The 23,272-nt window shown below is 67.2% G+C and carries 20 protein-coding genes; 7 read left to right on the top strand and 13 right to left on the bottom strand.

The genetic code is table 11. The features are described from left to right. Nucleotides 1–18: 18 nt before the first annotated feature. Nucleotides 19–1,149 carry an ABC transporter substrate-binding protein gene (locus QRM95_RS16115; protein WP_285248868.1) on the bottom strand — a complete coding sequence of 377 codons (1,131 nt, stop codon included), beginning with the start codon at nt 1,147–1,149 and terminating at the stop codon, nt 19–21. Nucleotides 1,150–1,411: 262 nt separating this feature from the next. On the opposite strand from QRM95_RS16115, the gene QRM95_RS16110 reads away from it, so the two are divergent. Next, nucleotides 1,412–1,861 (top strand): SRPBCC family protein, encoded by a 450-nt coding sequence (locus QRM95_RS16110; RefSeq protein ID WP_285248543.1) that lies wholly within the window; start codon nt 1,412–1,414, stop codon nt 1,859–1,861. A gap of 78 nt (nt 1,862–1,939) precedes the next feature. Here QRM95_RS16110 and QRM95_RS16105 read toward each other — a convergent pair whose 3' ends face one another. The 5 genes from QRM95_RS16105 to QRM95_RS16085 are packed head-to-tail and all read right to left on the bottom strand — an operon-like array spanning nt 1,940 to nt 7,678. After that, the gene (locus tag QRM95_RS16105) at nt 1,940–3,349 is read right to left on the bottom strand and encodes a sulfate adenylyltransferase subunit 1 (RefSeq protein ID WP_285248542.1); all 1,410 of its coding nucleotides are present in this window, start codon (nt 3,347–3,349) and stop codon (nt 1,940–1,942) included. Further along, the gene (gene cysD, locus QRM95_RS16100; RefSeq protein WP_018760574.1) at nt 3,349–4,293 is read right to left on the bottom strand and encodes a sulfate adenylyltransferase subunit CysD; all 945 of its coding nucleotides are present in this window, start codon (nt 4,291–4,293) and stop codon (nt 3,349–3,351) included. Before cysD ends, QRM95_RS16105 begins: the two co-directional genes overlap by 1 nt. Further along, on the bottom strand, nt 4,290–5,045 hold the full coding sequence (locus tag QRM95_RS16095; RefSeq protein ID WP_502934980.1) for a phosphoadenylyl-sulfate reductase: 756 nt from the start codon (nt 5,043–5,045) through the stop codon (nt 4,290–4,292). The genes cysD and QRM95_RS16095 overlap by 4 nt, the downstream gene beginning before the upstream one ends. Beyond that, the gene (locus QRM95_RS16090; protein ID WP_285248540.1) at nt 5,009–6,754 is read right to left on the bottom strand and encodes a nitrite/sulfite reductase; all 1,746 of its coding nucleotides are present in this window, start codon (nt 6,752–6,754) and stop codon (nt 5,009–5,011) included. The genes QRM95_RS16095 and QRM95_RS16090 overlap by 37 nt, the downstream gene beginning before the upstream one ends. A 54-nt stretch (nt 6,755–6,808) precedes the next feature. Further along, a complete protein-coding gene (locus QRM95_RS16085; RefSeq protein ID WP_285248539.1) occupies nt 6,809–7,678 on the bottom strand; it encodes a sirohydrochlorin chelatase in 870 nt (289 codons plus the stop codon). Between the two features lie 60 nt (nt 7,679–7,738). On the opposite strand from QRM95_RS16085, the gene QRM95_RS16080 reads away from it, so the two are divergent. Then, nucleotides 7,739–8,392, top strand: coding sequence for a trimeric intracellular cation channel family protein (locus QRM95_RS16080; protein WP_285248538.1), 654 nt, complete (start codon nt 7,739–7,741; stop codon nt 8,390–8,392). Nucleotides 8,393–8,442: 50 nt separating this feature from the next. Further along, entirely contained in the window at nt 8,443–8,874 is a 432-nt protein-coding gene (locus tag QRM95_RS16075) for a hypothetical protein (RefSeq protein ID WP_285248537.1), read from the top strand. 123 nt (nt 8,875–8,997) lie between these two features. On the opposite strand, the gene QRM95_RS16070 is transcribed toward QRM95_RS16075, so the two are convergent. The 4 genes from QRM95_RS16070 to QRM95_RS16055 form a co-directional block, all read right to left on the bottom strand. After that, nucleotides 8,998–9,819, bottom strand: coding sequence for a type IV toxin-antitoxin system AbiEi family antitoxin domain-containing protein (locus QRM95_RS16070; RefSeq protein WP_285248536.1), 822 nt, complete (start codon nt 9,817–9,819; stop codon nt 8,998–9,000). Between the two features lie 398 nt (nt 9,820–10,217). Then, a complete protein-coding gene (locus QRM95_RS16065) occupies nt 10,218–11,318 on the bottom strand; it encodes a polyprenyl synthetase family protein (RefSeq protein ID WP_285248535.1) in 1,101 nt (366 codons plus the stop codon). Further along, nucleotides 11,315–12,655, bottom strand: a complete 1,341-nt coding sequence (locus tag QRM95_RS16060) for a geranylgeranyl reductase family protein (RefSeq protein ID WP_285248534.1) — start codon at nt 12,653–12,655, stop codon at nt 11,315–11,317. The genes QRM95_RS16065 and QRM95_RS16060 overlap by 4 nt, the downstream gene beginning before the upstream one ends. Nucleotides 12,656–12,658: 3 nt before the next feature. Further along, nucleotides 12,659–13,432 (bottom strand): demethylmenaquinone methyltransferase, encoded by a 774-nt coding sequence (locus QRM95_RS16055; RefSeq protein WP_285248533.1) that lies wholly within the window; start codon nt 13,430–13,432, stop codon nt 12,659–12,661. Nucleotides 13,433–13,546: 114 nt separating this feature from the next. Here QRM95_RS16055 and QRM95_RS16050 point away from each other — a divergent pair, with 114 nt between their 5' ends. From QRM95_RS16050 to QRM95_RS16035, 4 genes are all read left to right on the top strand, one after another. Then, nucleotides 13,547–14,935 (top strand): isochorismate synthase, encoded by a 1,389-nt coding sequence (locus QRM95_RS16050; protein ID WP_285248532.1) that lies wholly within the window; start codon nt 13,547–13,549, stop codon nt 14,933–14,935. A gap of 176 nt (nt 14,936–15,111) precedes the next feature. Further along, nucleotides 15,112–16,065: an ABC transporter substrate-binding protein gene (locus QRM95_RS16045; RefSeq protein WP_285248531.1), complete on the top strand. Its 954-nt coding sequence runs from the start codon at nt 15,112–15,114 to the stop codon at nt 16,063–16,065. Nucleotides 16,066–16,100: 35 nt separating this feature from the next. Then, nucleotides 16,101–17,060 carry an amino acid ABC transporter permease gene (locus QRM95_RS16040; protein WP_285248530.1) on the top strand — a complete coding sequence of 320 codons (960 nt, stop codon included), beginning with the start codon at nt 16,101–16,103 and terminating at the stop codon, nt 17,058–17,060. Continuing rightward, nucleotides 17,057–17,833, top strand: a complete 777-nt coding sequence (locus QRM95_RS16035) for an amino acid ABC transporter ATP-binding protein (RefSeq protein ID WP_285248529.1) — start codon at nt 17,057–17,059, stop codon at nt 17,831–17,833. Before QRM95_RS16040 ends, QRM95_RS16035 begins: the two co-directional genes overlap by 4 nt. A gap of 122 nt (nt 17,834–17,955) precedes the next feature. On the opposite strand, the gene menD is transcribed toward QRM95_RS16035, so the two are convergent. From menD to QRM95_RS16020, 3 genes are all read right to left on the bottom strand, one after another. Continuing rightward, complete coding sequence (gene menD, locus QRM95_RS16030; RefSeq protein ID WP_285248867.1) at nt 17,956–19,716, bottom strand: 2-succinyl-5-enolpyruvyl-6-hydroxy-3-cyclohexene-1-carboxylic-acid synthase; 1,761 nt, start codon at nt 19,714–19,716, stop codon at nt 17,956–17,958. Nucleotides 19,717–19,962: 246 nt separating this feature from the next. Beyond that, nucleotides 19,963–22,029, bottom strand: coding sequence for a PhoX family protein (locus QRM95_RS16025; RefSeq protein ID WP_285248528.1), 2,067 nt, complete (start codon nt 22,027–22,029; stop codon nt 19,963–19,965). Nucleotides 22,030–22,262: 233 nt separating this feature from the next. Further along, nucleotides 22,263–23,267, bottom strand: coding sequence for an o-succinylbenzoate synthase (locus tag QRM95_RS16020; protein ID WP_285248527.1), 1,005 nt, complete (start codon nt 23,265–23,267; stop codon nt 22,263–22,265). Nucleotides 23,268–23,272 lie beyond the last annotated feature (5 nt).

The raw sequence follows: 23,272 nt of genomic DNA, 5'->3' as shown, positions 1-23,272 counted from the left end.
CCTTAGGTAGTGGTTGGGTCAGTCCTGGCCGAGTCCGGCCGCGGAGATCTTGTCGGCGCCACCGGTGACCTGGTTGAGCGCACGGAGGTCGAAGAGCCCGTTGATGTCGGCCTTCTTGGTGGTTCCCGCATCCACGCCGTCCTGCAACAGCTTGGGGTAGCTGCCGGCCAGCGGGTCAAGGGTGAAGGTGATGTTTGCCAGCGACCTGGTGAGGACATCGTTGGGCAATGCTGCCCCGGCGGATTCCTGCAGAGCGGCGTTGATGAGGTTCGCCTTCTCATCCGCGGGCGCGGAGTTGAGCCAGGCCACGGATTCGGCGTTGCCCTTGAGCAATTCCTTGACGGTGTCCGGGTGGTCTGCGGCGAACTTCTGGTTGACGATCAGGATGGTGGTGGGAAACTCGCCCGGTTTGCCGGTCCCGGTGCCGTCCCAGAGGTCTTTTTCATCCACCAGCACCTTGGCGCCGGCCTGGAGCACCAGGCGGGAGGCCCACGGCTCGGGCAGCCACGCGCCGTCGAGCTTTCCGTCCTGGAACAGCTTGAGCGTCTGGGCGTTCTCGGTGGGGTTGATGGCGACGTCGCCGCTGCCGTCCACACTGGTCTTGTACCCCTGCTTGGAAAGCCAGGCGCGGAGCGCGACGTCCTGGGTGCCGCCCAGCTGCGGCGATGCGAGGGTCTTGCCCTCGAGGTCTGCGGCGGAGGTGATCTCCGGCTTGACCACCAGCTGCGCCCCGCCCGCTGCCGCCCCGGCAATTACGCGGACGGACTCGCCCTGGCTCTTGGCGAACGAGTTGATGGCCGGGTTGGGACCGATGTAGGCGGCATCGATGGCGCCCGCGTTCAGGGCTTCGATGGCGGCCGGTCCGGCGTTGAAGGTCTGGGTGCTGAGCTTGGTGCTGCCCAGGGCCTGCTGGAGGAATCCTTTTTTGACGCCCACCAGGGCCGGGGCGTGCGTGACGTTGCCGAAGTAGCCCAGTTTCAACTCGGCCGCGGGGCTGGTCTCTGCGGCCTGGGCCTCGGTGTTGCGGGACACGTTCGAGGCCACAATGGCGCCGACGGCGATCAGGAGGACCAGCCCGATGGCCAGGGCAGCTTCGATGGCACGCTTGCGCTTGGGAACCGCGCTTTCGCCTGCCACGATGCGGGTCATCCCGGGCTTGGAACTAGTCATTGTTTCACCATAGGGAGTGGCCCAAACCCGTTCAATGACGCGGAAACGGGGGGTCACGCACGTTCATGTAGCGTCACATTCGGCCGCCCCGGGCCCGGGTTTCACAGATCCAGGCGCTGCGGCATTGACCACCTGCCACGGCATGTGCTCCACCGTGGCGGGTGCGCCGCCCCATCGTCCCGGCTAACGTGGCTTGGAGGCTTACCGCAACAGCACACCCGCAGCGGCAAGGAGACCAGGCATGGTGAACGTCCAGACCGAGATCCACATCGACAGGCCCCGGCGTGAGGTGGCGGAGTACGCGGCAGACCCGGGGAATGCACCTAGGTGGTACCGGAACATCCACAGCGCCCAGCGGCTCAGCGGAGGTCCTGCAGGGGTAGGTTCCCAGGTGGCTTTCACTGCGAAATTCCTGGGCAGGGAGCTGAAATACACGTACGAATTCGTGGAGTTCATTCCCGGCGAGAGACTGGTGATGCGGACAGCCCAGGGCCCCTTCCCCATGCAGACCACCTATACCTGGACGGACGACGACGGCGGGACACGCATGACGCTCGGCAACAGCGGGAGCCCCTCGGGTTTCTCCAGGCTCGCCGGGTTATTCATGGAGCCGATGATCCGGCGCGAAACCCGCCGGGACCTGCAGCGGCTGAAGTCCATCCTCGAGGGGCACAGCCAGATCCGCCCTTAACCACCGATTCGCCGGAAACCTGCGGGCTCGCGGTTCAGGAACGGCGAGCCGGCAGTCTTCCGGCGAATCGAAAAGGGACTAGATGCTGTAGCGCTCGTCCTCGTGGTCGCCCGGGTGGTCCTTGACCAGGCCGGCGGCCAGCGTGTTGCCGTCCAGCGGGTCGATGACCAGGAACGCTCCGGTGCGGCGGTGGTGCAGGTAGTTCTCCAGGGGCAGCGGGGCAGCGAGCCGGAGCTGGGCGTGGCCGATGTCGTTGAGCTCCAGGTTCGAGGCGGCCTCCAGCTTGAAGGTGGCCAGGTCCAGCTTGCCTGAGACGTTGCGGACCATCGCCTGCACCGTACGGGTGCCGTGCTTGACCAGCACCTTCTGGCCTTCGCGCAGCGGCTTCGGGGAGAGCCAGCACAGGGCGGCGTACAGGTCGGCGGAAGCTTCGCGGACGGTGCCGGCGGCGGCGATGGTGTCACCGCGGGCGACGTCGAACTCGTCCGCCAGCCGGATGGCCACCGACTGCGGGGCGGCGGCTTCCTCCAAGGAAGCGCCGGCGAAGTCGATGCCCGCCACGGTGGTGGTCCGCGGCGACTGGCCCGGCGTCAGCACGGAAACCTTGTCTCCCACCTTGACCGAGCCTTCGGTGATCTGGCCGGCGTAGGCACGGTAGTCCCGGTAGGCCTCCACGTCCAGGCCGGCGGCGACGGCGTCCGGAGCCAGGGCACCCTGCGGCCGGATCACCAGTTGCACGGGGAAGCGGAAGCTTTCCAGGTGGCTCTCAAGCTCATCGGCTGCGGGGAGGGTTTCGAGGACCTCGAGCAGGGCGGGCCCGGTGTACCAGGGGGTGCGCTCCGAGCGGTCCACCACGTTGTCGCCGTCGAGCGCCGAGACCGGGATGACCAGGAGGTCGCTGATGCCGTCCGAGCCGAGGCCCAGTTCGCGGCCCACCTGCTGCACATCGGCTTCGATCCCGCGGAAGACGGATTCGCTGAAGTCCACCAGGTCGATCTTGTTCACGGCCACGATCACGTGCGCCACCCGCAGCAGCTGCAGCACGGACAGGTGCCGGCGGGTCTGCTCCAGCACGCCCTTGCGGGCGTCAATGAGGACGACGACGGCATCCGCGGTGGACGCGCCGGTCACCGTGTTCTTGGTGTACTGAACGTGCCCGGGGCAGTCGGCCAGGATGAAGCTGCGCTGGTCGGTGGCGAAGTAGCGGTAGGCCACGTCAATGGTGATGCCCTGTTCGCGCTCGGCGCGCAGGCCGTCGGTCAGCAGGGCCAGGTCGATGCCGCCCTTGTCGCCACCAAAGCCGCGGTCGGCTGAGGTCCGGGCGACGGCGTCGAGCTGGTCAGCCAAAATGGCCTTGGAATCGTGGAGGAGGCGGCCCACCAAAGTGGACTTGCCGTCGTCGACCGATCCTGCCGTGGCGAACCGGAAGAGCGTGGTGGGCAGGCTGTCGTTGATTGAGCCTGTCGAAATCTCGGAAATCGTGCTCATTAGAAGTACCCGTCCTTCTTGCGGTCTTCCATGGCGGCCTCGGAGATGCGGTCATCTGCGCGGGTGGCGCCACGTTCGGTGAGTGTGGAGGCGGCGACTTCCACCACGACGTCGGACACCGTGTAGGCGTTCGATTCCACGGCACCGGTGCAGGACATGTCCCCGACGGTCCGGTAGCGGACGGTCTTGGTGATGACGTCCTCATCGGGGCGGGGCTGGGAGACCTCGCCGACGGCGCGCCACATGCCGTCGCGGGCGAAGACCTCACGCTCATGGGCGTAGTAGAGGCCCGGCAGCTCGATGTTCTCGCGCTCGATGTAGCGCCAGATGTCCAGTTCGGTCCAGTTGCTGATGGGGAAGGCCCGGACGTGCTGGCCCACGGTGTGGCGGCCGTTGTAGAGGTTCCACAGTTCGGGGCGCTGGTTGCGCGGATCCCACTGGCCGAATTCGTCGCGGAGGCTCAGGATGCGCTCCTTGGCGCGGGCCTTGTCCTCGTCGCGGCGGCCGCCGCCGAACACGGCGTCGAACTTGTTCTGCTGGATGGCGTCCAGCAGCGGTACGGTCTGCAACGGGTTGCGGGTGCCGTCGGCGCGCTCTGCCAGCTCGCCCCGGTCGATGAACTCCTGCACGGAGCCGACCACGAGCTTCAGGCCCAGCCGCTCAACGGTGCGGTCGCGGAAGTCGATGACCTCGGGGAAGTTGTGGCCGGTGTCCACGTGCAGCACGGGGAACGGCACCTTGCCGGGCCAGAACGCCTTGGTGGCCAGGTGCAGCATCACCACGGAGTCCTTGCCGCCGGAGAACAGCAGCGCAGGCTTCTCGAACTCGGCAACAACCTCGCGGATGATGTGGATGGCCTCGGACTCCAGGGTGTCCAGGCTGGACAGGCGCGTGGATACGGCGGCGTCAGTCACCTGGGTCTCCTCGGTAAGTGAAGTGCTCATACGTGTAGTCCGCATTCTGTCTTGTCGGTTCCTGCCCAGCGGCCGGCGCGGGGGTCCTCGCCGGGTGCCACCTTGCGGGTGCAGGGCTGGCAGCCGATGGAGGGGTAGCCCTGGGAAAGCAGCGGGTTGACGGGCAGGAGGTTGTCGTCGGAGTACTGGACCAGCTGGTCGAACGTCCAGGCGGCCATCGGGTTGACCTTGACCAGGCCGTTCTTCTCGTCCCAGCCGATCAGGGGGGTGTTGGTCCGGGTGGGGGCTTCGTCGCGGCGGACGCCGGTGAACCACAGCTCGTAGCCGGCCAGGGTGCGCTGCAGCGGAGCCACCTTGCGGAGGGCGCAGCACTGGGCGGCGTCGCGGGCGAAGAGGTCCTTGCCCAGGAGCCGGTCCTGCTGCTCCACGGTGTTTTCGGGGAGCACGTCCACCACGTTGACGCGGAGGTTCGCGGCCACCTCGTCACGCGTGGCGTAGGTTTCCGGGAAGTGGTAGCCGGTCTCCAGGAACAGGACGTCGACGCCTGGCATCTGGTCCGCCACCAGGGCGGGCAGGACGGCGTCGGCCATGGAGCAGGCGACGGCGACGGCGGGCAGCTCGAAGTTGCGCTCCACCCAGGCGATGACATCGCGGGCTGGGGCGTCCCAGCCGAGCTCGGCGGCGCCGGCTTCGGCCAGCGCCTTGAGCTCTTCCTTGGAACGGAGCTTGGCCGGCTGTGCGGTTGTCACTGGAGTGCCTCCTCGTCTGCTGCGTGGGCCCATTCGGCGAAGGTCTGGCCTTCGGTGCGGTCGGCGACGAACCGGCGCACCACGCGCTCCACGTAATCGGGCAGGTCGTCGACGTACACCTTCAGGCCGCGGACGGTCCGGCCCAGGCCGGCCTCCTCACGGGTGTTGTTTGCCAGGCCGCCGCCAAGGTGGACCTGGAAACCCGGGGAGGGCTCGCCGTCGGGCGTTGGCAGCATCATGCCCTTGAGTCCGATGTCCGCCGTCTGGATGCGGGCGCAGGAGTTCGGGCAGCCGTTGATGTGCAGGGACAGTGCCTGCGGCAGCTGGCCGGATTCGGCGAGGTCGGCCAGGCGGCGTTCCAGTTCGGCCACGGCGGTGGCGGCCGTCATCTTGGTTTCAACGATGGCCAGCTTGCAGTATTCGATGCCGGTGCAGGCGATGGTGCCGCGGCGGAACACCGACGGCCGTGCGGAGAGGCCCAGGGCGTCCAGTTCGGCCACCAGCGGCTCCACCTGGTCCTTGTGGACGTCCAGGACCACGAGCTTCTGGTGCGGGGTGGTGCGCAGCCGGTAGGAGCCGCGTGCCTCCAGGGTGTCGGCGAGCTTGACCAGCGCCGAGCCGGAGAGCCGGCCCGCCAGCGGCGTGGCGCCGATGAAGAACTTGCCGTCCTTCTGCTCATGAACGCCCACGTGGTCGCCCGGGGTGGCGGGCTTGGGGGCGGCGGGACCGTCGGCCAGCTTGTAGCCGAGGTATTCGTCCTCGAGGATCTGGCGGAACTTCTCCGGCCCCCAGTCGGCCATCAGGAACTTCAGGCGGGCCTTGGTGCGCATGCGGCGGTACCCGTAGTCGCGGAAGATGCTGGTGACGCCGAGCCATACGTCGGCGGCCTGCTCCGGCTTCACAAAGGCGCCCAGGCGCTTGCCCAGCATGGGGTTGGTGGACAAGGCGCCGCCGGCCCAGAGGTCGTAGCCGATGCCGAGTTCGGGGTGCTTGATGCCCACGAGCGCGAAGTCGTTGATCTCGTGCACCACGTCCTGGCTGGGGTGGCCGGTGATTGCGGTCTTGTACTTGCGCGGCAGGTTGGACAGCAGCGGGTTGCCGATGAACCGCTCCCCCAGCTCGGCGATGAGCGGGGTGGGGTCAATGATCTCGTCCTTGGCGATTCCAGCCACGGGCGAGCCCAGGATGACGCGGGGCACGTCACCGCAAGCTTCGGTGGTGGACAGGCCCACGGATTCCAGGCGGTTCCAGATCTCGGGGATGTCCTCCACCTGGATCCAGTGGAGCTGGATGTTTTGGCGGTCCGTCAGGTCGGCGGAGTCGCGGGCGAAGTCCACGGAGATCCGGCCGATCACGCGCAGCTGCTCGGTGGTGAGCGCGCCGCCGTCGATCCGTACACGGAGCATGAAGTACTTGTCCTCAAGCTCGTGCGGCTCGAGCGTGGCGGTCTTGCCGCCGTCGATCCCGGGCTTGCGCTGGGTGTACAGGCCCCACCAGCGGAACCGGCCGTGCAGGTCCTGGCTCGGGATGGCGTCGAAGCCTTCCTTGGCGTAGATGGTCTCGATACGCTCGCGCACGTTCAGGCCGTCGTCTTCCTGCTTCCAGGTTTCGTTGGCATTCAGCGGCGTCTTGCCGTCCACCTTCCACTGGCCGTGCGGCTTCGCGGCGGGTCGGGACGGGCGTGCGGGGCGCTTGGGGGCAGCCGAGTCCGCAGACGCTCCGGCTAGAGCTGTATCAGTCATGCAACGACTGTAGGGCGCCCCCGATTTACGTCACAAAGGTCCGGAAATGCTGAGTCACCTAGGGAAATATTTCGTCACGAAACGCCGAACGGCCTTGAAGATGCCACCCTGCTGTGCATCGGCGGGCGGCCCGGGCACTCCCGCCGCCGGTGCCGCAGGCACTGCTTCCGGGGCCGGTTCTGGGCGGGCTTCGTGCATTGTCGCGACGGCGGCGTCGTACCTGTCCAGCGCGATTTCGGCGAGCGTCGCGGATGGCAGCAGGGGTTCGGTGACGACGTCGGCACCTGCCTTGGCCAGCTGGTCGTGGAAGAAGCCCGGCGCCAGCAGGTACGAGGCAATCACCACCCGGCCGCCGACGTCGACCGCTCCGGCGGACTCCCCCGCGCCCGCACCTCCTGCCAGCTCCTCCCGAAGCATGGCGACGGCGTCGGGCACCGAGGGCTTGGCCGAGGCACCGTACGCGGCCACGATCCGGTTGGACCGGAGCTCCCGGAGCTGGCCCAGCAGCTCCTCGACGCTGACGGCGGCGTTGGGATTGGACGAGCCCGCCGCGGCCAGGACGACGACGTCGTTGTCCGTGGTGCCGGCCTCGCGCAGCCGATGGTCCAGCAGGGCGGCAAGCCGGGGGTCCGGGCCCAGCGGGGCGGCGGCCGCGCTGCCGGGGCGGCTCTGCACGGCCCGCGCAATATCCACCTTCACGTGGTACCCGACACTCAGCAGCAGCGGGACCACCACCGCGGGCTCCCCCTCCGGCAGGCCGGCCACCACGTCCACCAAGTCCGGCTGCTGGACGTCCACATAGGCTTCCCGGACATCCAGGCCCGGCCGGAGTTCAGCGATGGCGGCGCGCAGCGCGTTGACCTCCGCGGCTCCCTGTGTGTTGGACGTCCCATGGGCGCAGGCGATCATGATGGGGCTGTTCATAGGGGCTAGCGTAACGTTGGAGCCGCCCTGTCCGCCCTCTTTGAAATACCGGGACGCCCCATGACATTCGCCTTTGACAACTCCCCGGTGTGGCTGGACCTGCTGGGCGTGTTCTTCTTTGCCGTCTCAGGGTCGTTGCTTGCGGCGAGGAAGCAGATCGACATTGTCGGCTCCCTGCTGCTGGCGTCGCTGGTGGGCCTTGGCGGCGGTGTCATCCGGGACATCATCATCGCCGTGGTCCCGGCAGCGTTCACCAACCCCGCCTACCTGTTCCCGCCGGTCTTCGCCACGGCGCTCGTGTATTTCCTGTTCTCCAGCGTCCAGCGCTACACGTCCCTGCTGGTCCTCTTCGACGCCGCCGGCCTGGCCCTGTTCTGCATGACCGGCACCCTCAAGGCCCTGGCCACCGGGCTCAACCCGGTGGCGTCCGTGCTGCTGGGCGTAACGACGGCGGTAGGCGGCGGCCTGTTGCGCGACATCACCGCCAACGAGGTGCCGGAATTGTTCAACCCCAAGGACATTTACGCGCTGCCGGCGTTCCTTGGTTCGTCCTTGACCGCCGTGCTGTGGGTGCTGGGCATCTTCAACGTACTGACCGCGGCGGCCATCGCGGCCTTGGTTTTCACATTCCGGGTCCTGGCCTGGCGGCGGTCGTGGCAGGCGCCGCTTGCCGTCCGCGGGTGGCACCGGCGGGCTGGCGATACGGGGCTGTAGTGGCTGTTCCGTGTCATTTTGGAGGGTCCGGGATTGGCTAGGATATGAGCATGACTGACATGTTCCTCGAGAAGTTCCGCGCGCTTGTTCCGAAGTATCTCGAGGATGAATGGCAGGAAGCAGATGGCCTGACCCCCGAGGAGCTGGAGAGCGCCCTCGCCGAGCACCAGTTCGAGATCCCCCTGGTCCTGCGTGAGTTCTACCTTGCCCTGGGCGGCTGCGAAGACCTGATGGAGGCCTACCACTACTTCTGGGACCCGGAAGAGCTCGAAGTCGACGACGAGGGCTTCCTGATGTTCCTCGAAGACGAAGAGGAACAGTTCACCTGGGGCTTCCGCGTGGGCGACCTCGGCGTCCCGGACCCCATTGTGTACCGGCGCAACAACGCCCGCGGCCAGTGGAAGTCCGAGGAAGGCACCTTCTCCGAGTTCGTGTTCGACATGTTCGAGTGGGCGTTCGAGGACGACGAAGAGGAAGAGTAGGGGTTTCCTGCTCCCCTGCTGGGCCGGCCCTCGCTGAATCTCCCCACCTTTGAGGGGTGCCGACGGCGTGTTGCCCGGTTTTGCCCGCGAGTCCCCGGCTTTGCGGTTGAAAGCCGGGGAATTTCAGCGGATGACCCTGCCCCTGAGCACCTGCCAGACCTCGGCAAGCACCTTCTGCGGGTTGTGGACCACGTCCGCGTACCCGTATCGCAGCACCGCATAGCCACTGAGGGTGCTGGCATTGTTCCGTGAGCGGTCTTTCTTCACCTGTCGCGGCTCCAAGTGGCTGGCGCCGTCGATCTCGATGATCAGGAACCCCTCCAGCAGGAAGTCGACGCAGCCGATTCCGGGCAATCCAACCTGGGTCCGGGTATGGATTCCCGCTGCACGAAAGAGGATGCGGGCCACCACTTCAATTGGTGAGTCCGCGCTGCCGTCGACAAGGTCCAGGACTTTGCGGGCGGCTCCATTCCGGTTTCCCGGAAGCCGTTGACGCAGGTACGCCAACGTCGTCACGCCTTGCCGCACCGCGCTCTCCACCATCACAGCGGCCTCCACCCCGGGCAGGCAGCGCAATGCGTGGATGAGGATGTCAGTGGTACTGGCGACGGGCTCCGCCGTACCGTGCGGTACCAGGGACCCGCGGTGCACCACCGCATGCGGCGGCCCCGCGTGCCGGCACAGCAGATGCACCTTCTCCGGCGGGTGCAGCAGCCACAGTTCTCGATAGGGAGCCCCTGAGGCGCAGGTAAGCAGTCCGTTGCCGAGAACCGCAGCCACGAAGTCCTGAGGGGCTTCCCGGAGGGCCAGCACTCCGTGCCTGAGGCGGCAGAGTTCACCGGATGCCGCCGCGTTGCGGATGTCCCGGTCGGAGAACCCGGCCTTGAGGATTGTTGCCGTGCGGGCCACAGAACCGGCATTGCGAAGGAAATGACATACATCCATGAACTCAGCACAGCGGACGGATGCCCCCGCTGAGGAGCCTGGTTCGCGCTATGTGGGTAACCCGCGGCGCTGAAACTCCTCACGTTCCGGCTGCCGTCCCGGCGTGCCGCCGCAACATGCCGAGGCTGGTCACCCTCCGGCGCTGAAAGGCGGTCAGACTCGGCGGCAAAACTTTTTGACACGGGCAGTTACAGAAGACTTGCGCATTGTGACAAAGCTGTCATAAGCTATTCGCGGATCCGCTAAACGCCTCCGGCGGGTCTGATGCGAACGGAGAGATAGCCCCGGTTCACAGCAGCTTCGGTTGTTGGGGACCGGGGCTATCCCGTTAACGCCACACCAAAAGAAGAAGCCCGGCACCTGCTGGCTGGACCAGAGGCGCCGGGCTCCCGCAAAAATCAGCTGGCGCGGTCCACCACGGCCAGCGCAAAGTTGGACAGCGACTCCTTGACCACGCCGTCCGGCAGCGGTGCCAAGGCGGCGATGGCTTCGTCGGCCCAGCGGCGTGCCACTATCCAGGACTCGGCCGTGACGGGGTGCTCCCGCAACCCGGCAACGGCGGCGGCCAGGGCTTCGTCCGAGGTCAGGTCGCCGTCAATCAGCGTCAGGAGCTCGACGGCGGACTGGTCGCCATCTGCGGCGGCCTTGCGCAGGAGCAGCACCGGCAGGGTGGGAACCCCTTCGCGGAGGTCCGTTCCGGGAGACTTGCCGGACTTGACCTTGACACCGGTGACGTCGATGACGTCGTCGGCCAGCTGGAAGGCAACGCCAACCTTCTCGCCGTATTCCACCAGGATGTCCTCGAATGCCTCGTCTGCGCCGGAGAATATGGCACCGAACTGGCCCGAGGCCGCCACCAGGGAACCGGTCTTGTCGGCGATCACGGACAGGTAGTGCTCCACCGGGTCCTCGTCCGGACGCGGGCCCACGGTCTCGTGCAGCTGGCCCAGGCACAGGCGCTCAAACGTGCGGGCCTGGATACCCAGCGCACGGCCGCCCAGTTCGGACACCAGGATGGACGCCCGGGCGAAGATCAAGTCGCCTGTGAGGACGGCCACCGAGTTGCCCCAGACTTCGTGGGCCGTGGGAGCGCCGCGGCGGAACGGGGCGGAGTCCATGACGTCGTCGTGGTAAAGGGTGGCCAGGTGGGTCAGTTCAACCACGACGGCGGCTTGGACCACGGCGGGCAATGATGCGTCCCCGAGGTGGGCGCACAGCAGGGTCAGCAGCGGCCGGATGCGCTTGCCCCCGGCTTCCACCAGGTGGCGGGACGTGGCATCGGCCAGGGGGTCCGAGTTGGCGATCGCCTCCCGGAGTTTCTTCTCCACCTTCGCCAGGTTGTTGGTGATGGCCGGGCCCAGTTCGTCATCCTCCGCAATGGCGGCAAAACCGGCCGGCAGCTGGAGTCCCGTTGCAATGGCGGTGGTGTTGAGGCTGGGTTCGGAGTCCGGCAGGCCGTGCCCGGCATGCGTCCAGCTGTGGTCTGCGGATTTGGTCACGGGTTAACCCTAACTTTTTGTTGCGGATACCGCTGATTGGATGCTGCCGGGGTGGGCGAAGTATTGGTCGTGGCCGGAACCAGCGATTCCAGGACGCGGATCACCCGGTCCTCGAAGCCCTTGGCTGAGGGGTCCGTGAGGTTGGCCAGGAGCCGGACCACGAACCGCATCAAAACCGGGATGGGCATGCCGGTCCGCAGGGCGAGTTTCATCACGGCGGGCTTGCCAATCAAAGCGGCGAAGGCCCGGCCGAGGGTGAAGTGCGAGCCCCACTGGCCGCGCACGTAGTCCGCGTACCGCGACAGGTGCGCATCGGCGTCGTACGTTCCGCCCAAGGCGGCCGAACGGGAGGAGGCGTCGATGATGAACTCGGCCGCAAACCGTGCCGACTCCATCGCGTAGGAGATGCCCTCACCGTTGAACGGGGACACCATGCCACCGGCGTCGCCCAGCAGGAGCAGGCCCGGAGCGTAGTGGGGTGTGCGGTTGAAGCCCATGGGCAGCGCGGCACCGCGGATCTCGCCCACTTGGTTCTCCGGTGTGAAGCCCCAGTCGGCAGGCATCCCGGCGGTCCATTCGCGCAGGACCTGCTTGTAGTCCAGTTTGCCGAATTCCTTGGAGGAGTTCAGGATGCCCAGGCCCACGTTGGAGGTGCCGTCGCCCACGCCGAACACCCAGCCGTAGCCGGGGAGCAGTTTTCCGTCGCGGCCGGGGAGTTCCAGCCAGCCTTCCATCCAGTCGTCGTCGGTGCGCGGTGAGGTGAAATAGGTGCGGACGGCAACGCCCAAGGGCCGGTCGTCACGCTTTTGGATTCCGAGGGACACGGCCGTGCGGGTGGAGTTGCCGTCGGCTGCGAGGACGACGTCGGCAGCAAAGTCACGCGTCTCGCCCGTCTTGCGTCCGTTCCCGTCAAGGAGCGCTGCGCGGACCCCGGTGACGCGGCCGGCGTCGTTCCGGAGGGCATCGGTGACGCTGTGCCGTTCAAGGATGGTGGCACCGGCGGCCTCGGCGTGGCGCGCCAGTTCCTCGTCAAAGCCGAGGCGGGTGCGGATCAGGCCGTACTGCGGGAAGTCGGACACCTCGGGCCAGGGCAGCTCGATGGTGCGGCCGCCGGCGATCAGGCGCAGGCCCTTGTTCCTCCGCCAGCCGTCGTTCTCGGGGTGCGGCAGGCCGAGCTTCTGGATTTCGCGGACGGCGCGGGGCGTGAGTCCGTCCCCGCAAACCTTCTCGCGCGGGAACTGCGTCTTTTCCAGGACCGTGACCTCAAGGCCGGCCTTGACGAGGTAGTACGCGGCGGTGGACCCGGCCGGACCTGCGCCGACAATCAGTACCTTCACAGGTCAGCGGACGATGTTGCGGCGCAGCTTGGCCACCGGGCCTTTGTGCGCGGCGATGGCGGCAGCGGCACCCTCGGGGCCGGCGGCAGGCTTGAAGGCCCGGTGCACCGCCACGATGCCGCCGGTGAGGTTGCGGTAGGTGACCTTTTCCCAGCCGCTGTCCTGCAGCCAGGCGGCCAGGTGGTCCTGGTCCGGCCAGGCGCGGATGGACTCGGCAAGGTAGACGTAGGCGTCCGGGTTGGAGGCCACCTTGACGGCGATGGCCGGCAGGGCACGCATCAGGTATTCGGTGTACATGGTGCGCCACAGCGGGACCACGGGCTGGGAGAACTCGGCGATGACCAGGCGGCCGCCGGGCTTGGTGACGCGCAGCATCTCGGCCAGCGCCTTCTTGGGCTCGTTCACATTGCGCAGGCCGAAGGAGATGGTGGTGGCATCAAACGTGTTGTCCGCAAAGGGCAGGTTGGTGGCGTCACCGGCGATGAAGTCGATGTCCGGGCGGCGGCGCTTGCCCACCTTGAGCATGCCCAGGGAGAAGTCGCAGGCCACTACGTCTATGCCGGCGTCGGCATATGGTTCGCTGGAGGTGCCCGTGCCGGCCGCGAGGTCAAGGACGCGCTGGCCCTTGGAGACTTCCATCGCGTCCACCACGATCTTCCGCCAGCGGCGGGTCTGTCCCATGGACAGGACATCGTTGACGACGTCGTATTTCGGTGCGACGTCGTCAAACATCGTGGCTACTTCGTCCGGACGCTTATCCAAGGATGCTCGGTTCACCATGACATTGTCTCAAATGTTCGCGGCGGTCCGGACCAGCGCCTCCATCTCCTTTTTGCCCCTCCCCGCACCCGGAGATGGCCCGGGCCTACGCGGGAGTAGTGTTGTCTCATCATGACGAGCACGTTCCGCACCCTGACAGTCCCCCTGGATGGCAAAACATTCCCCGGGGGGCTGCCTTCGTTTCTGGTCCGGGACGATGTCCTGTGCTGGACCCGCCGCGAAGCCGGGCTGGCCGGGTTCGGCGAGATTTCACGCTTCACCGCCACAGGTCCGGACCGGTTCCTGGAGGCGGATATCTGGTGGCGGCACCTGGTCCTCGAGGCGGACGTCACGGATGCCGTGGAGCTGCCCGGCACCGGGCCCGTCGCTTTTGGTTCGTTCGCTTTCTCGAAGACCTCGCGGCACGAGTCGCGGCTGATCGTGCCGGAGATCGTGGTGGGCGTCCGGGACAACCAGGTATGGCTCACCCAATTGACGTTCGACGACGGCCCACTCACCGAAGAGACGGCGGTTGCGGCACTCGACCGCTGGCTCAGCAGCAGTTCAGCTGCCGGTGAAGCCACGACGGCGGCGGACCCGGCCGGGGACGGCACCCTTGATGAGGTGCCTGGCCCAGCCCGCGGCGCCGTCGTGCGCCCCCTCCCCCTGGCCGCCGGCGCAACACTGCACACCGGGTCACTCAGCGAGGAAGCCTGGATGGACGCCGTGGCCGCCGGCGTCGCCGAAATCCGTACCGGAGCGCTGGAGAAGCTGGTGCTGGCGCGGGATGTGGTGGCGACCATTCCTTCCGGCGTACATGCCGCCGATGTACTGCGCGAGCTCGCCGCCAGGTACCGCGAATGCTGGACCTACGGAGTGGATGGCCTGGTGGGCGCCACGCCTGAGATGCTGATCCAAGTGGAAGGACGCACCGCCCAGGCCCGCGTACTCGCCGGCACCCTTGACCGGCGGGACGCCCACGGCGAGGACGGCGCACCCATGGATTACGCCACCCGGGTCCTGGCGGGTTCGGAGAAGCAGCGCCATGAGCATGAGATCGCCATCCAGTCGCTGACCAAGCAGCTGGCGCCCTTCTCCGAGGCGATGAACGCCCACGACGAGCCGTTCATCCTGGAGCTGCCCAATGTCTGGCACCTGGCCTCCGACGTCAAGGCGGAGCTCACCGAGGTGGAAGGGCATGTCCCCACGTGCCTGGCGCTGATCAACGCACTGCACCCCACTGCGGCCGTCTGCGGGACGCCCACCCTCGTGGCGGGCGAGCTGATCCGCAAGCTGGAGCACCTGGACCGTGGACCGTATGCCGGGCCGGTGGGTTGGCTGGACGCCGCGGGCAACGGCGAATGGGGCATCGCGCTGCGCGGCGCCGTCATTGAGTCTGCCGACACCGTCCGGCTTTATGCCGGGTGCGGAATAGTTGACGGCTCGCTGCCGGAGGCCGAATTGGCTGAAACGTGGGCCAAGTTCCGGCCCATGCTGGAGTCCCTGGGCATCAACAGCTAGCTTCCCGGGGCCCCGAGTCTGGGATGACAGACAAGTCCTGCTCTGGAAGTCTTGATTTTGCCCCCGCTACAGTTATCCAATAGTGAAACTTAGTTGCGTGTGACGTACCTCTCTTGTTGAGCGTTACACTATAAGCCGCGTTAGTACCTCATAGCCCCTGCAACAAAAGGTAAGAAATGCAGACTCCCCGTACCCTCCTGGGCACCTCCAAGCTGACCGCCGCCACTATGATCGCCATCAGCGCCCTGGCTCTCTCAGCATGCACCAATGCCTCGGAAACGGGTCCCTCCAGCGCGGCCACCTCCTCAGGCAGCGCCAGCGCCAGCTTTGATCCCACCACCGTCAAGAAGGACGACGCCCTGGCCGCCATGGTCCCGGACGCCATCAAGTCCAAGGGCACCATCACCGTTGGTTCTGACACCAGCTACGCCCCCGCCGAGTTCCTCGGTCCGGACGGCCAGACTCCCGTGGGCTACGACGTGGATATCGCCAAGGCCATCGGCGCCACGCTGGGCCTCAAGGTCCAGGTCCAGACTGCCGAGTTCACCGGCATCCTCCCGGCCCTCGGCCCCAAGTACGACCTGGGCATCTCCTCGTTCACCATCAACCCGGAACGCCTGGGTGCCGTGAACATGGTCAGCTACTTCAACGCCGGCACCGCCTGGGCAGTACAGAAGGGCAACCCCAAGAAGTTCTCGCTGGATGATGTCTGCGGCAAGTCCATCGGCGTGCAGACCGGCACCGTGCAGGAAGACCCGGACCTCGCCGACCGCAACAAGAAGTGCGCGGCCGACGGCAAGAAGCCCATTGACATCGTCACGCTGAAGAACCAGACGGACGTCACCACGCGCCTGGTGAACGGCAGCATCGACGCCATGGCCGCCGACTCCCCCATCATCGGCTACGCCCTCACCCAGACCAACGGCCAGCTGGAAAAGCTGGGCGACGTCTACGACTCCGCACCGCAGGGCATCGCCGTGGCCAAGGCCGACACCGCCTGGGCTGACGTCATCCAGAAGGCCGTCACCAAGCTGATGGCAGACGGCTCCTACAAGAAGATCCTCGAAGGCTGGGGCAACTCCGAGGGCGCCATCACCAAGTCCGAGGTCAACCCGGCGGTTAAGTCTTGAGTTTTCGCGTTACCGACGACAAGTCAGGCGTGCACATGGAACACCATCAACAAGGGGACGCACCGGTCCTGAATAAGTCAGTGCCGGTGCGCCACCCCGGCCGGTGGATCAGCGCCGCGATCATCCTCCTCCTGGTGGCCGGGCTCGTGCAGAGCCTGTTCACCAACTCCAACTTCCGCTGGGACGTTGTGGGCACCTACATCCTGGACGTCAAGGTTGTCCAGGGCGTGGGGTGGACGCTGCTGCTGACGGTGGCGTCGATGGTCCTGGCCATCGTCCTGGCCATCCTGCTGGCAGTCATGCGGCAGTCCGACAACCCGGTCTTCCGCTGGTCCAGCTGGGTCTGGGTGTGGTTCTTCCGCGGAACCCCGGTCTACACGCAGCTCGTGTTCTGGGGCCTCGTTACGGTTCTCTACCCGGCCTTCACGCTGGGGATCCCGTTTGGTCCCGAACTGTTCAGCTACGCGCTGTCCGATCCCAGCAAGGGCCTGATCCCCGCGATCCTCGGCCTCGGCCTGAATGAATCGGCTTACCTGGCGGAAATCTTCCGGGCCGGCCTCAAGTCCGTGGACCGGGGCCAGCAGGAAGCCGCCGAGGCACTTGGCATGTCCAAGGGCAAGATCATGTGGCGGATCATCCTGCCGCAGGCCATGCGGATTATCGTCCCGCCCACCGGCAACGAAACCATCGGCATGCTGAAGACCACCTCGCTGGTCCTGGCGGTCCCGTTCACGCTGGACCTGACCTTTGCCACCAATGCCCTGGCCAACCGCATCTACCTCCCGATTCCGCTGCTGATCGTTGCCGCGTTCTGGTACCTGCTTGTCACCAGCATCCTCATGGTGGGCCAGCACTACCTCGAGGCGTACTACGGCAAGGGTGTGGACAACCTCGCTCCCGCTGCCGTGAATCCGGCAGCGGCCAAGGCTGCAGGTGCGGGTGCCGACGCCCAGCGGTCCATGAAGACGGACTTCCCCGAGGAGAGTGCACGATGACGGTCACAGCCGAAAAGCCGCTGGTCAAGATCGAGGGCCTGCACAAGTTCTACGGGCCCCACCATGTCCTCCGGGGCATCGATATGACGGTGCAGCAAGGCGAAGTGTCGGTGGTGATCGGGCCTTCGGGTTCCGGGAAGTCCACCATGCTGCGCTGCGTGAACCTGTTGGAATCCATCAGCGCCGGGCGGATCTCCGTGGGCGGCCAGCTGATTGGCTACCGCGAGGTCAACGGCAAGCTCCACGACCTCAAGACCAAGGAAATCGCCGCCCAGCGCCGCGAAATCGGCATGGTGTTCCAGCGGTTCAACCTGTTCCCGCACAAGACCGCGTTGCAGAACGTGATGGAAGCCCCCGTGCACGTCAAGGGCCAGTCCAAGGCTGCCGCGCAGAAGCGCGCGCTGGAACTGTTGGACCGGGTGGGCCTGGCGGACCGCTCCGGCCACTACCCGTCCCAGCTCTCAGGCGGCCAGCAGCAGCGCGTTGCCATCGCACGCGCCCTGGCCATGGACCCGGAACTCATGCTCTTCGACGAGCCCACCTCTGCGCTCGACCCGGAGCTCGTGGGCGATGTCCTGAACGTGATGAAGGACCTGGCAAAGTCGGGCATGACCATGATCGTGGTGACCCACGAGATCGGCTTTGCCCGCGAAGTGGGTGACACCCTGACCTTCATGGACGGCGGTGTGGTGGTGGAATCGGGCGACCCCCGGGAGATCATCGCGAACCCGCAGCATGCCCGGACCAAGGAGTTCCTGGGCCGCGTGCTCTGACGCTCCTGCATTTCCCGTTCGATGCGCACATTCCCTGGCGCTGCCGTTATTCCGGCAGCGCCAGGGAATTTTGCGTCACGGGGCAGTTCACCCGTCGAGGGGCATCGACGCGGGGGCGGCGCTTACCGGCCCGCAAGGACTCCCGCGACGGCGGCGGACACGGCGTCCTTGATGCGGGCATGGAGCTGCCTGAGCTGCCGGCGGTCCGTGCGGACTTCGACGATGCTGCGCCCCTGCACAGGCTGGCCGAGCGCTTCGGCGAGTCCCGCCGTCGTACTGACCAGTGAATGCCCGACGCCGTACGCCCTGGCAAGTGCCGCGATGTCCACCGAGTGCGGGGTGCCGAAGAGGCGTTCGACGGCGTCCCCGTAGCGGCCGCCCTCCTCCACTCCCCCGTGCTCCAGCAGGCTGAAGATGGCGCCGCCGGAATCGTTGAGGACCACGATCCGCAGGTCCGGCTGTTCCTCACCTGCGCCGAGGAAGAGGCCGCCGGCGTCGTGCAGGAACGTCACGTCGCCCAGCAGGACCGTGGTTTCCTGCAGCCCGCCCAACGCGATGCCCGTGGCCGTGGAGATGGTGCCGTCGATCCCGGCCAGGCCCCGGTTGGCGTAGACCGTGGCGGCAGGATCCGGGGCCGGCAAACCGGCGAGATCAACGTCCCGGATGCCGTTGGAGGATCCGAGCAGCAGTTGGCCGCGGGCATTCCTCCACGCCAGGGCCGCGACGGACAGTCCGGTGGCGGCGGATTCTTCGGAGACCACCTGGTCCAGCGCGTGCTGGGCGGCCGACCCGGCGAGGAGCCAGGTGTCCAGCCAGGCGGAGCTTCCGCGGCCGGCGAAGTTGGCCAGGTCCGCGAGGTTTTCCAGGGGCAGTTCGGTGCGGCGCCCGGGTTCGTACCAGGCGACAGGTACCGGCTGGTACAGGGCTGATTCAATGTCAGGGCGGGCAAGGAGGGAGGCCACGGGGCGGGACAGCGTGGGCCGGCCGAACAGCACCACCCGTTCTATGGGGAGAGCTGAGCCGGGCCCGAAGTGCTCCAGCAGCAGACGGTAGGGGCCCAGCGCATTGGGTCCGAACCTGGCGTTGGAGGAGGGCTCAGCCAGGAGCGGGAGGTTGTGGGCGCGGGCGAAGGCCTCGGCGACAGGCCCGGCGTCGTGCCCGGCGAGCACCACCGTCCGCCGCTCGGGCAGGTCCTCCGGGGCGGGCGGCAGGTTCATGACCAGCGGCTCGAATCCCACCCGGTAGCGTTGCCGCTCCACCGCGTCGGGCAAGCCGTCACGTGGCGACGGAACCAGCGGGTCCCGGAACGCGAGGTTGAGCTGGACGGGCCCCGGCGGCAGGTCCGGGAATGCCCCGGTGGCCGCTGACAGCCCGGTTTCCACAGCGCGCTGCGGGCTGGTCCCGGCGGGTATGTCGGCGGCGAACCGGACCTGCTCACCGAACAGGTCCGGCTGGACTGTGGTTTGGTTGGCGCCGGTCCCGCGCAGTTCCTCCGGCCGGTCCGCCGACAGGACGATCAACGGAACGGCGGCGTGGTTGGCCTCCATCACCGCCGGCATCAGGTTCCCGACGGCGGTCCCGGACGTGGTGAGGACGGCCGCCGGCGTTCCGGTGGCGAGGGCAAGGCCCAGGGCCGTGAAGCCGGCACACCGCTCGTCGATCCGCACCAGGAGCTCCACCCGGCCGGCCGCGGACGCCTCGGCCAGGGCATAGGCCATGGGGGCCGACCGCGAACCTGGCGACACCACCACGTGCCGCACCCCGCCGTCGAGCAGGACGTCGACGGCGATCCGTGCCGCAGCAAGGGCGCTCAACCCGGGGGCGGCGTTGGCGTTCCCGGGATCGGTTTCGGCGGAGGTGTCCGGTGCGGGTTCGTTCGGCAAAGTCACCCAACCAGTCTGCCACCCTCCAACCCCCGCTCACCTATGACAGCCAATCCCCCAACCCCCGCTCACCTATGGCAACTCAAAAGGAAACGCCCGCTCACCTATGGCAACTCAAAAGGAAACGCCCGCTCACCTTATGCGCCCAAGAAGGGCACAGGTGAGCGGGCGTTGCCAGAAAAGCCGTCAAAGGTGAGCGGGCGTTGCCAGAAAAGCCGTCAAAAGTGAGAGGGCGTCGGGAAGGGGTTAGCCGCGGAACACCTGGACCACCGCGGGACGGGGGGCGCGCACCTGGCCGGGAGCCGGCGTCGTGCCTGCCGGGACGTAGTCCGGGAAGTAGGAGTGCGGCGCCTCGAATGTGCCTTCCTCGCCCGGGTGCTGAACGGAGACGAAGACGGTGCGCTCGTCGTCGTGAATGACCGGGCCGCAGGTTTCGGCGTCGCGGGGAACGGAGAGGAACTGCTCCACCTTGCCGCGCTCCACGCCGTCCAGGGTGACCTTGAAGAGCCCGTCGTTGTAGCCGATCCCGGACGGGGCGCCGTCGGTGGAGATCCAGAGGTTGCCCACAGAGTCGAAGGCCACGTTGTCCGGGCAGGAGATGGGCGAAACCTTGTCCACCGGGTAGCCGGAGAAGTAGGTGACGTCGCCCTGGGCGGGATCGCCGCAGACCATCAGGAGGGTCCAGTTGAACTTCGTGGAGGTCTGGTCGCCGGTTTCGGTGATTTCCACGATGTGCCCATCGCGGTTCTGCGTGCGCGGGTTGACTTCGGTGGCACCTTCCTTGGTACCCGTGCCGCGGTCCGAGTTGTTGGTGCAGACCACGTACACCTTGCCGGTGTGCAGGCTGGGCTGGACGTCCTCGCAACGGTCCATCTTGGTGGGTCCCACTTTGTCCGCGGCCAGGCGGGTGTAGACCAGGACTTCTTCGACGGACATTCCGGGGACGGCGGACTTGCCGCCGACCACCAAGGGCAGCCATTCGCCGGTGCCGTCGAACGCGCCGTCGGCGGGGAGCGCCCCGGTTCCGGTGATCTCAGCAGCGGGAGAGTTTCCGGTGAACTTGGCGACGTAGAGGTCGCCCTCGGTGAGCAGGTCCATGTTGTGCCTGCGGTCGCCCTCACGGTATTTCCCTGCCGAGACGAACTTGTAGAGGTAGTCGAACTTCTCGTCGTCACCCATGTAGGCCACCACATGCCCGGATTCGGCCACGATCACGTTGGCGCCCTCGTGCTTGAAGCGGCCCATAGCGGAGCGCTTCTTCGGGGTGGAGGTGGGATCGAACGGGTCGACTTCGACGATCCAGCCGAACCGGTTGGTTTCGTTTTCGTAGCCGGCGTTGCGGGTATCGAAGCGGGGGTCGTCCAGCTCCCACTGGCGCGCGGTGGGCTTGGCGGTGAGGCCGTAGCGCTTGTCGCTGGCGGAGGTGCCGCCGGAGACAAAGTAGCCGTTGAAGTTCTCTTCGCCGGAGAGGATGGTGCCCCAGGGGGTGGTGCCGCCGGAGCAGTTGCCGAACGTTCCCTTGATGGCGCGGCCGGTGGGGTCGGCGACGGTCTTGACCAGGGCCGACCCGGCAACGGGGCCGGTCAGTTCGTAGGTGGTGTCGGAGAGGTAGCGGCGGTTCAGCGGGGCGCCCTTGACGTACGACCACGGCTTGGTGGTGTTCTTGCGCTCGAGTTCCACGACTGCCAGCCCGTGGGCGGCGCGTCCGATGGCGCGGGTTTCCTTGGCGTCGTAGCCGGCGGGAACCATGATGTTCTCGTTGGTGTATTCGTGGTTCGTGAACAGCACCGCGCGGCGGCCCTTGCTGTCCGGGATCTCCACGATGTCCGTGTAGTCGTTGTTGTAGCCGAACTGCCGGGCCTGCGCTGCCGCGGTCTGGTTGTTCAGGTCGAAGTCCGGGGAATCGTTGAACAGCGGGTCACCCCAGCGGATGATGGGCTGCCAGGTGAATCCGTCCGGGACGGTGAAGGCATCAACGGCCTTGTCCACCGGCTTGATGGCGGTGAACTGCAGCTTGGACTTGCCGAATCCCTCCTTGGCTGCCTTGGAAAGGCCTGCGGCGGAGGCGGGTTCGGCGGAGTTCACCGCGGAACCGAGGACGACGGCGAGCGCACCGGCGGCGCCCAGGCCCAGGGCGGCGCGGCGGGACAGGGTGGCGGAGGCAATATCGCGGAAGTAGCTGTTGGAGCTGGTGTTGCAGACCTCGCCGGCGCAGGCGTTGTCGCATTTGAGTGCACATGTGACCGGGCTGCGCTTGCCCTTCGTATGGCCGAGCATGGGCAGCAGGGTGAACTTGCGGGCAGTTTCAGACATGGGGAACCTTCCGAAGGAATGTCTTTGGGGTGCCCGCCCACCCTTCCAGCCCGTTCCTACAGGAAACCGTCCATTCGATGAAGTTATGGTTAACCGCCCGTGACCTGCAGGGACGTCGCCAGAAGTGAGCGGGCGTCCCCGGAAAAGCCGCCAGAAGTGAGCGGGCGTGTCAGGGAAAACCGCCAAAAGTGAGCGGGCGTGTCAGGGAAAACCGCCAAAAGTGAGCGGCCGTGTCAGGAGGCGGTGAGGAGCGCGTGCACCCGGCGGACGCGGTCCAGCCACCAGTCCCGGCGTTCGGCCGGAGCCGCGAACCGCTCCAGCAGCCCGGCGTCGGGAACCGCATCGCGGAGGCCGATCGCGCCGTCGTCGGCCACCAGGGGGTCCAGTGTGACATCCGATTCAAACAGCGACACCGTGCCCAAGCCGCAGGCGTAGGGCAGCTCCGGGAGGGCGGCGGCCAGGGCCAGGCCTGCGCGGATCCCCACCGAGGTGTCCAGCGCGGAACTGACGACGGCGGGAAGTCCCGCCTGCGCCACGATGTCCAGGGCGCGCCGCACTCCCCCCAGCGGGGCCACTTTGACGACGATCAGGTCCGCTGCACCGGCCCTGGCTACGCGCAGGGGGTCGGTTTCCTTGCGCACGCTCTCGTCGGCGGCGATCAGCACCGGAGTGCCGGTGTCCCGCAGCCGGGAGCGGACCTCGGCCAACCCTTCGATGGTGGGTACCGGTTGCTCGGCGTACTCCAGCCCCACGGCGGCCAGCCGGGTCAGGGCCTCCACCGCTGCGGGCACGTCCCAGCCGCCGTTGGCGTCCACCCGGATGGCGGCCCCGGGCAGGGCCGCCCGGACGGCGTGAAGCCGGGCGGCGTCGTCGTCCAGGGACTGTCCGCGCTCGGCGACCTTGACCTTGACCGCGTCCACCCGGCCGAACCGGGCCAGGACCTCCGGCACCCGGTCCGCGGGAACGGCGGGCACGGTGGCGTTGACCGGCACGGACATGCGCAGTGGCGCCGGGAAGCCCTGCCACCCGGCTTCAATGGCGGCGGCCAGCCAGCGGGAAGCCTCGGCGTCGCCGTACTCCGGGAACGGGCAGAACTCGCCCCACCCGGCCGGCCCGCGGAGCAGCAGTGATTCGCGTTCCATGATGCCGCGGAACTTCACCCGCATGGGAAGGGTGACCACGTGTGCTGCTGCCAGGAGTTCGTCCAGCGGGGGTATCGGGGCATCACGGCGGGGCATGCGTT

The sequence above is a fragment of the Pseudarthrobacter sp. efr-133-R2A-89 genome (genome assembly GCF_030209315.1).
GTDB lineage: Bacteria > Actinomycetota > Actinomycetes > Actinomycetales > Micrococcaceae > Arthrobacter.
The sequence above is the reverse complement of the archived record's forward strand: the minus strand, read 5'-3'. Positions and strand labels throughout refer to the sequence as shown.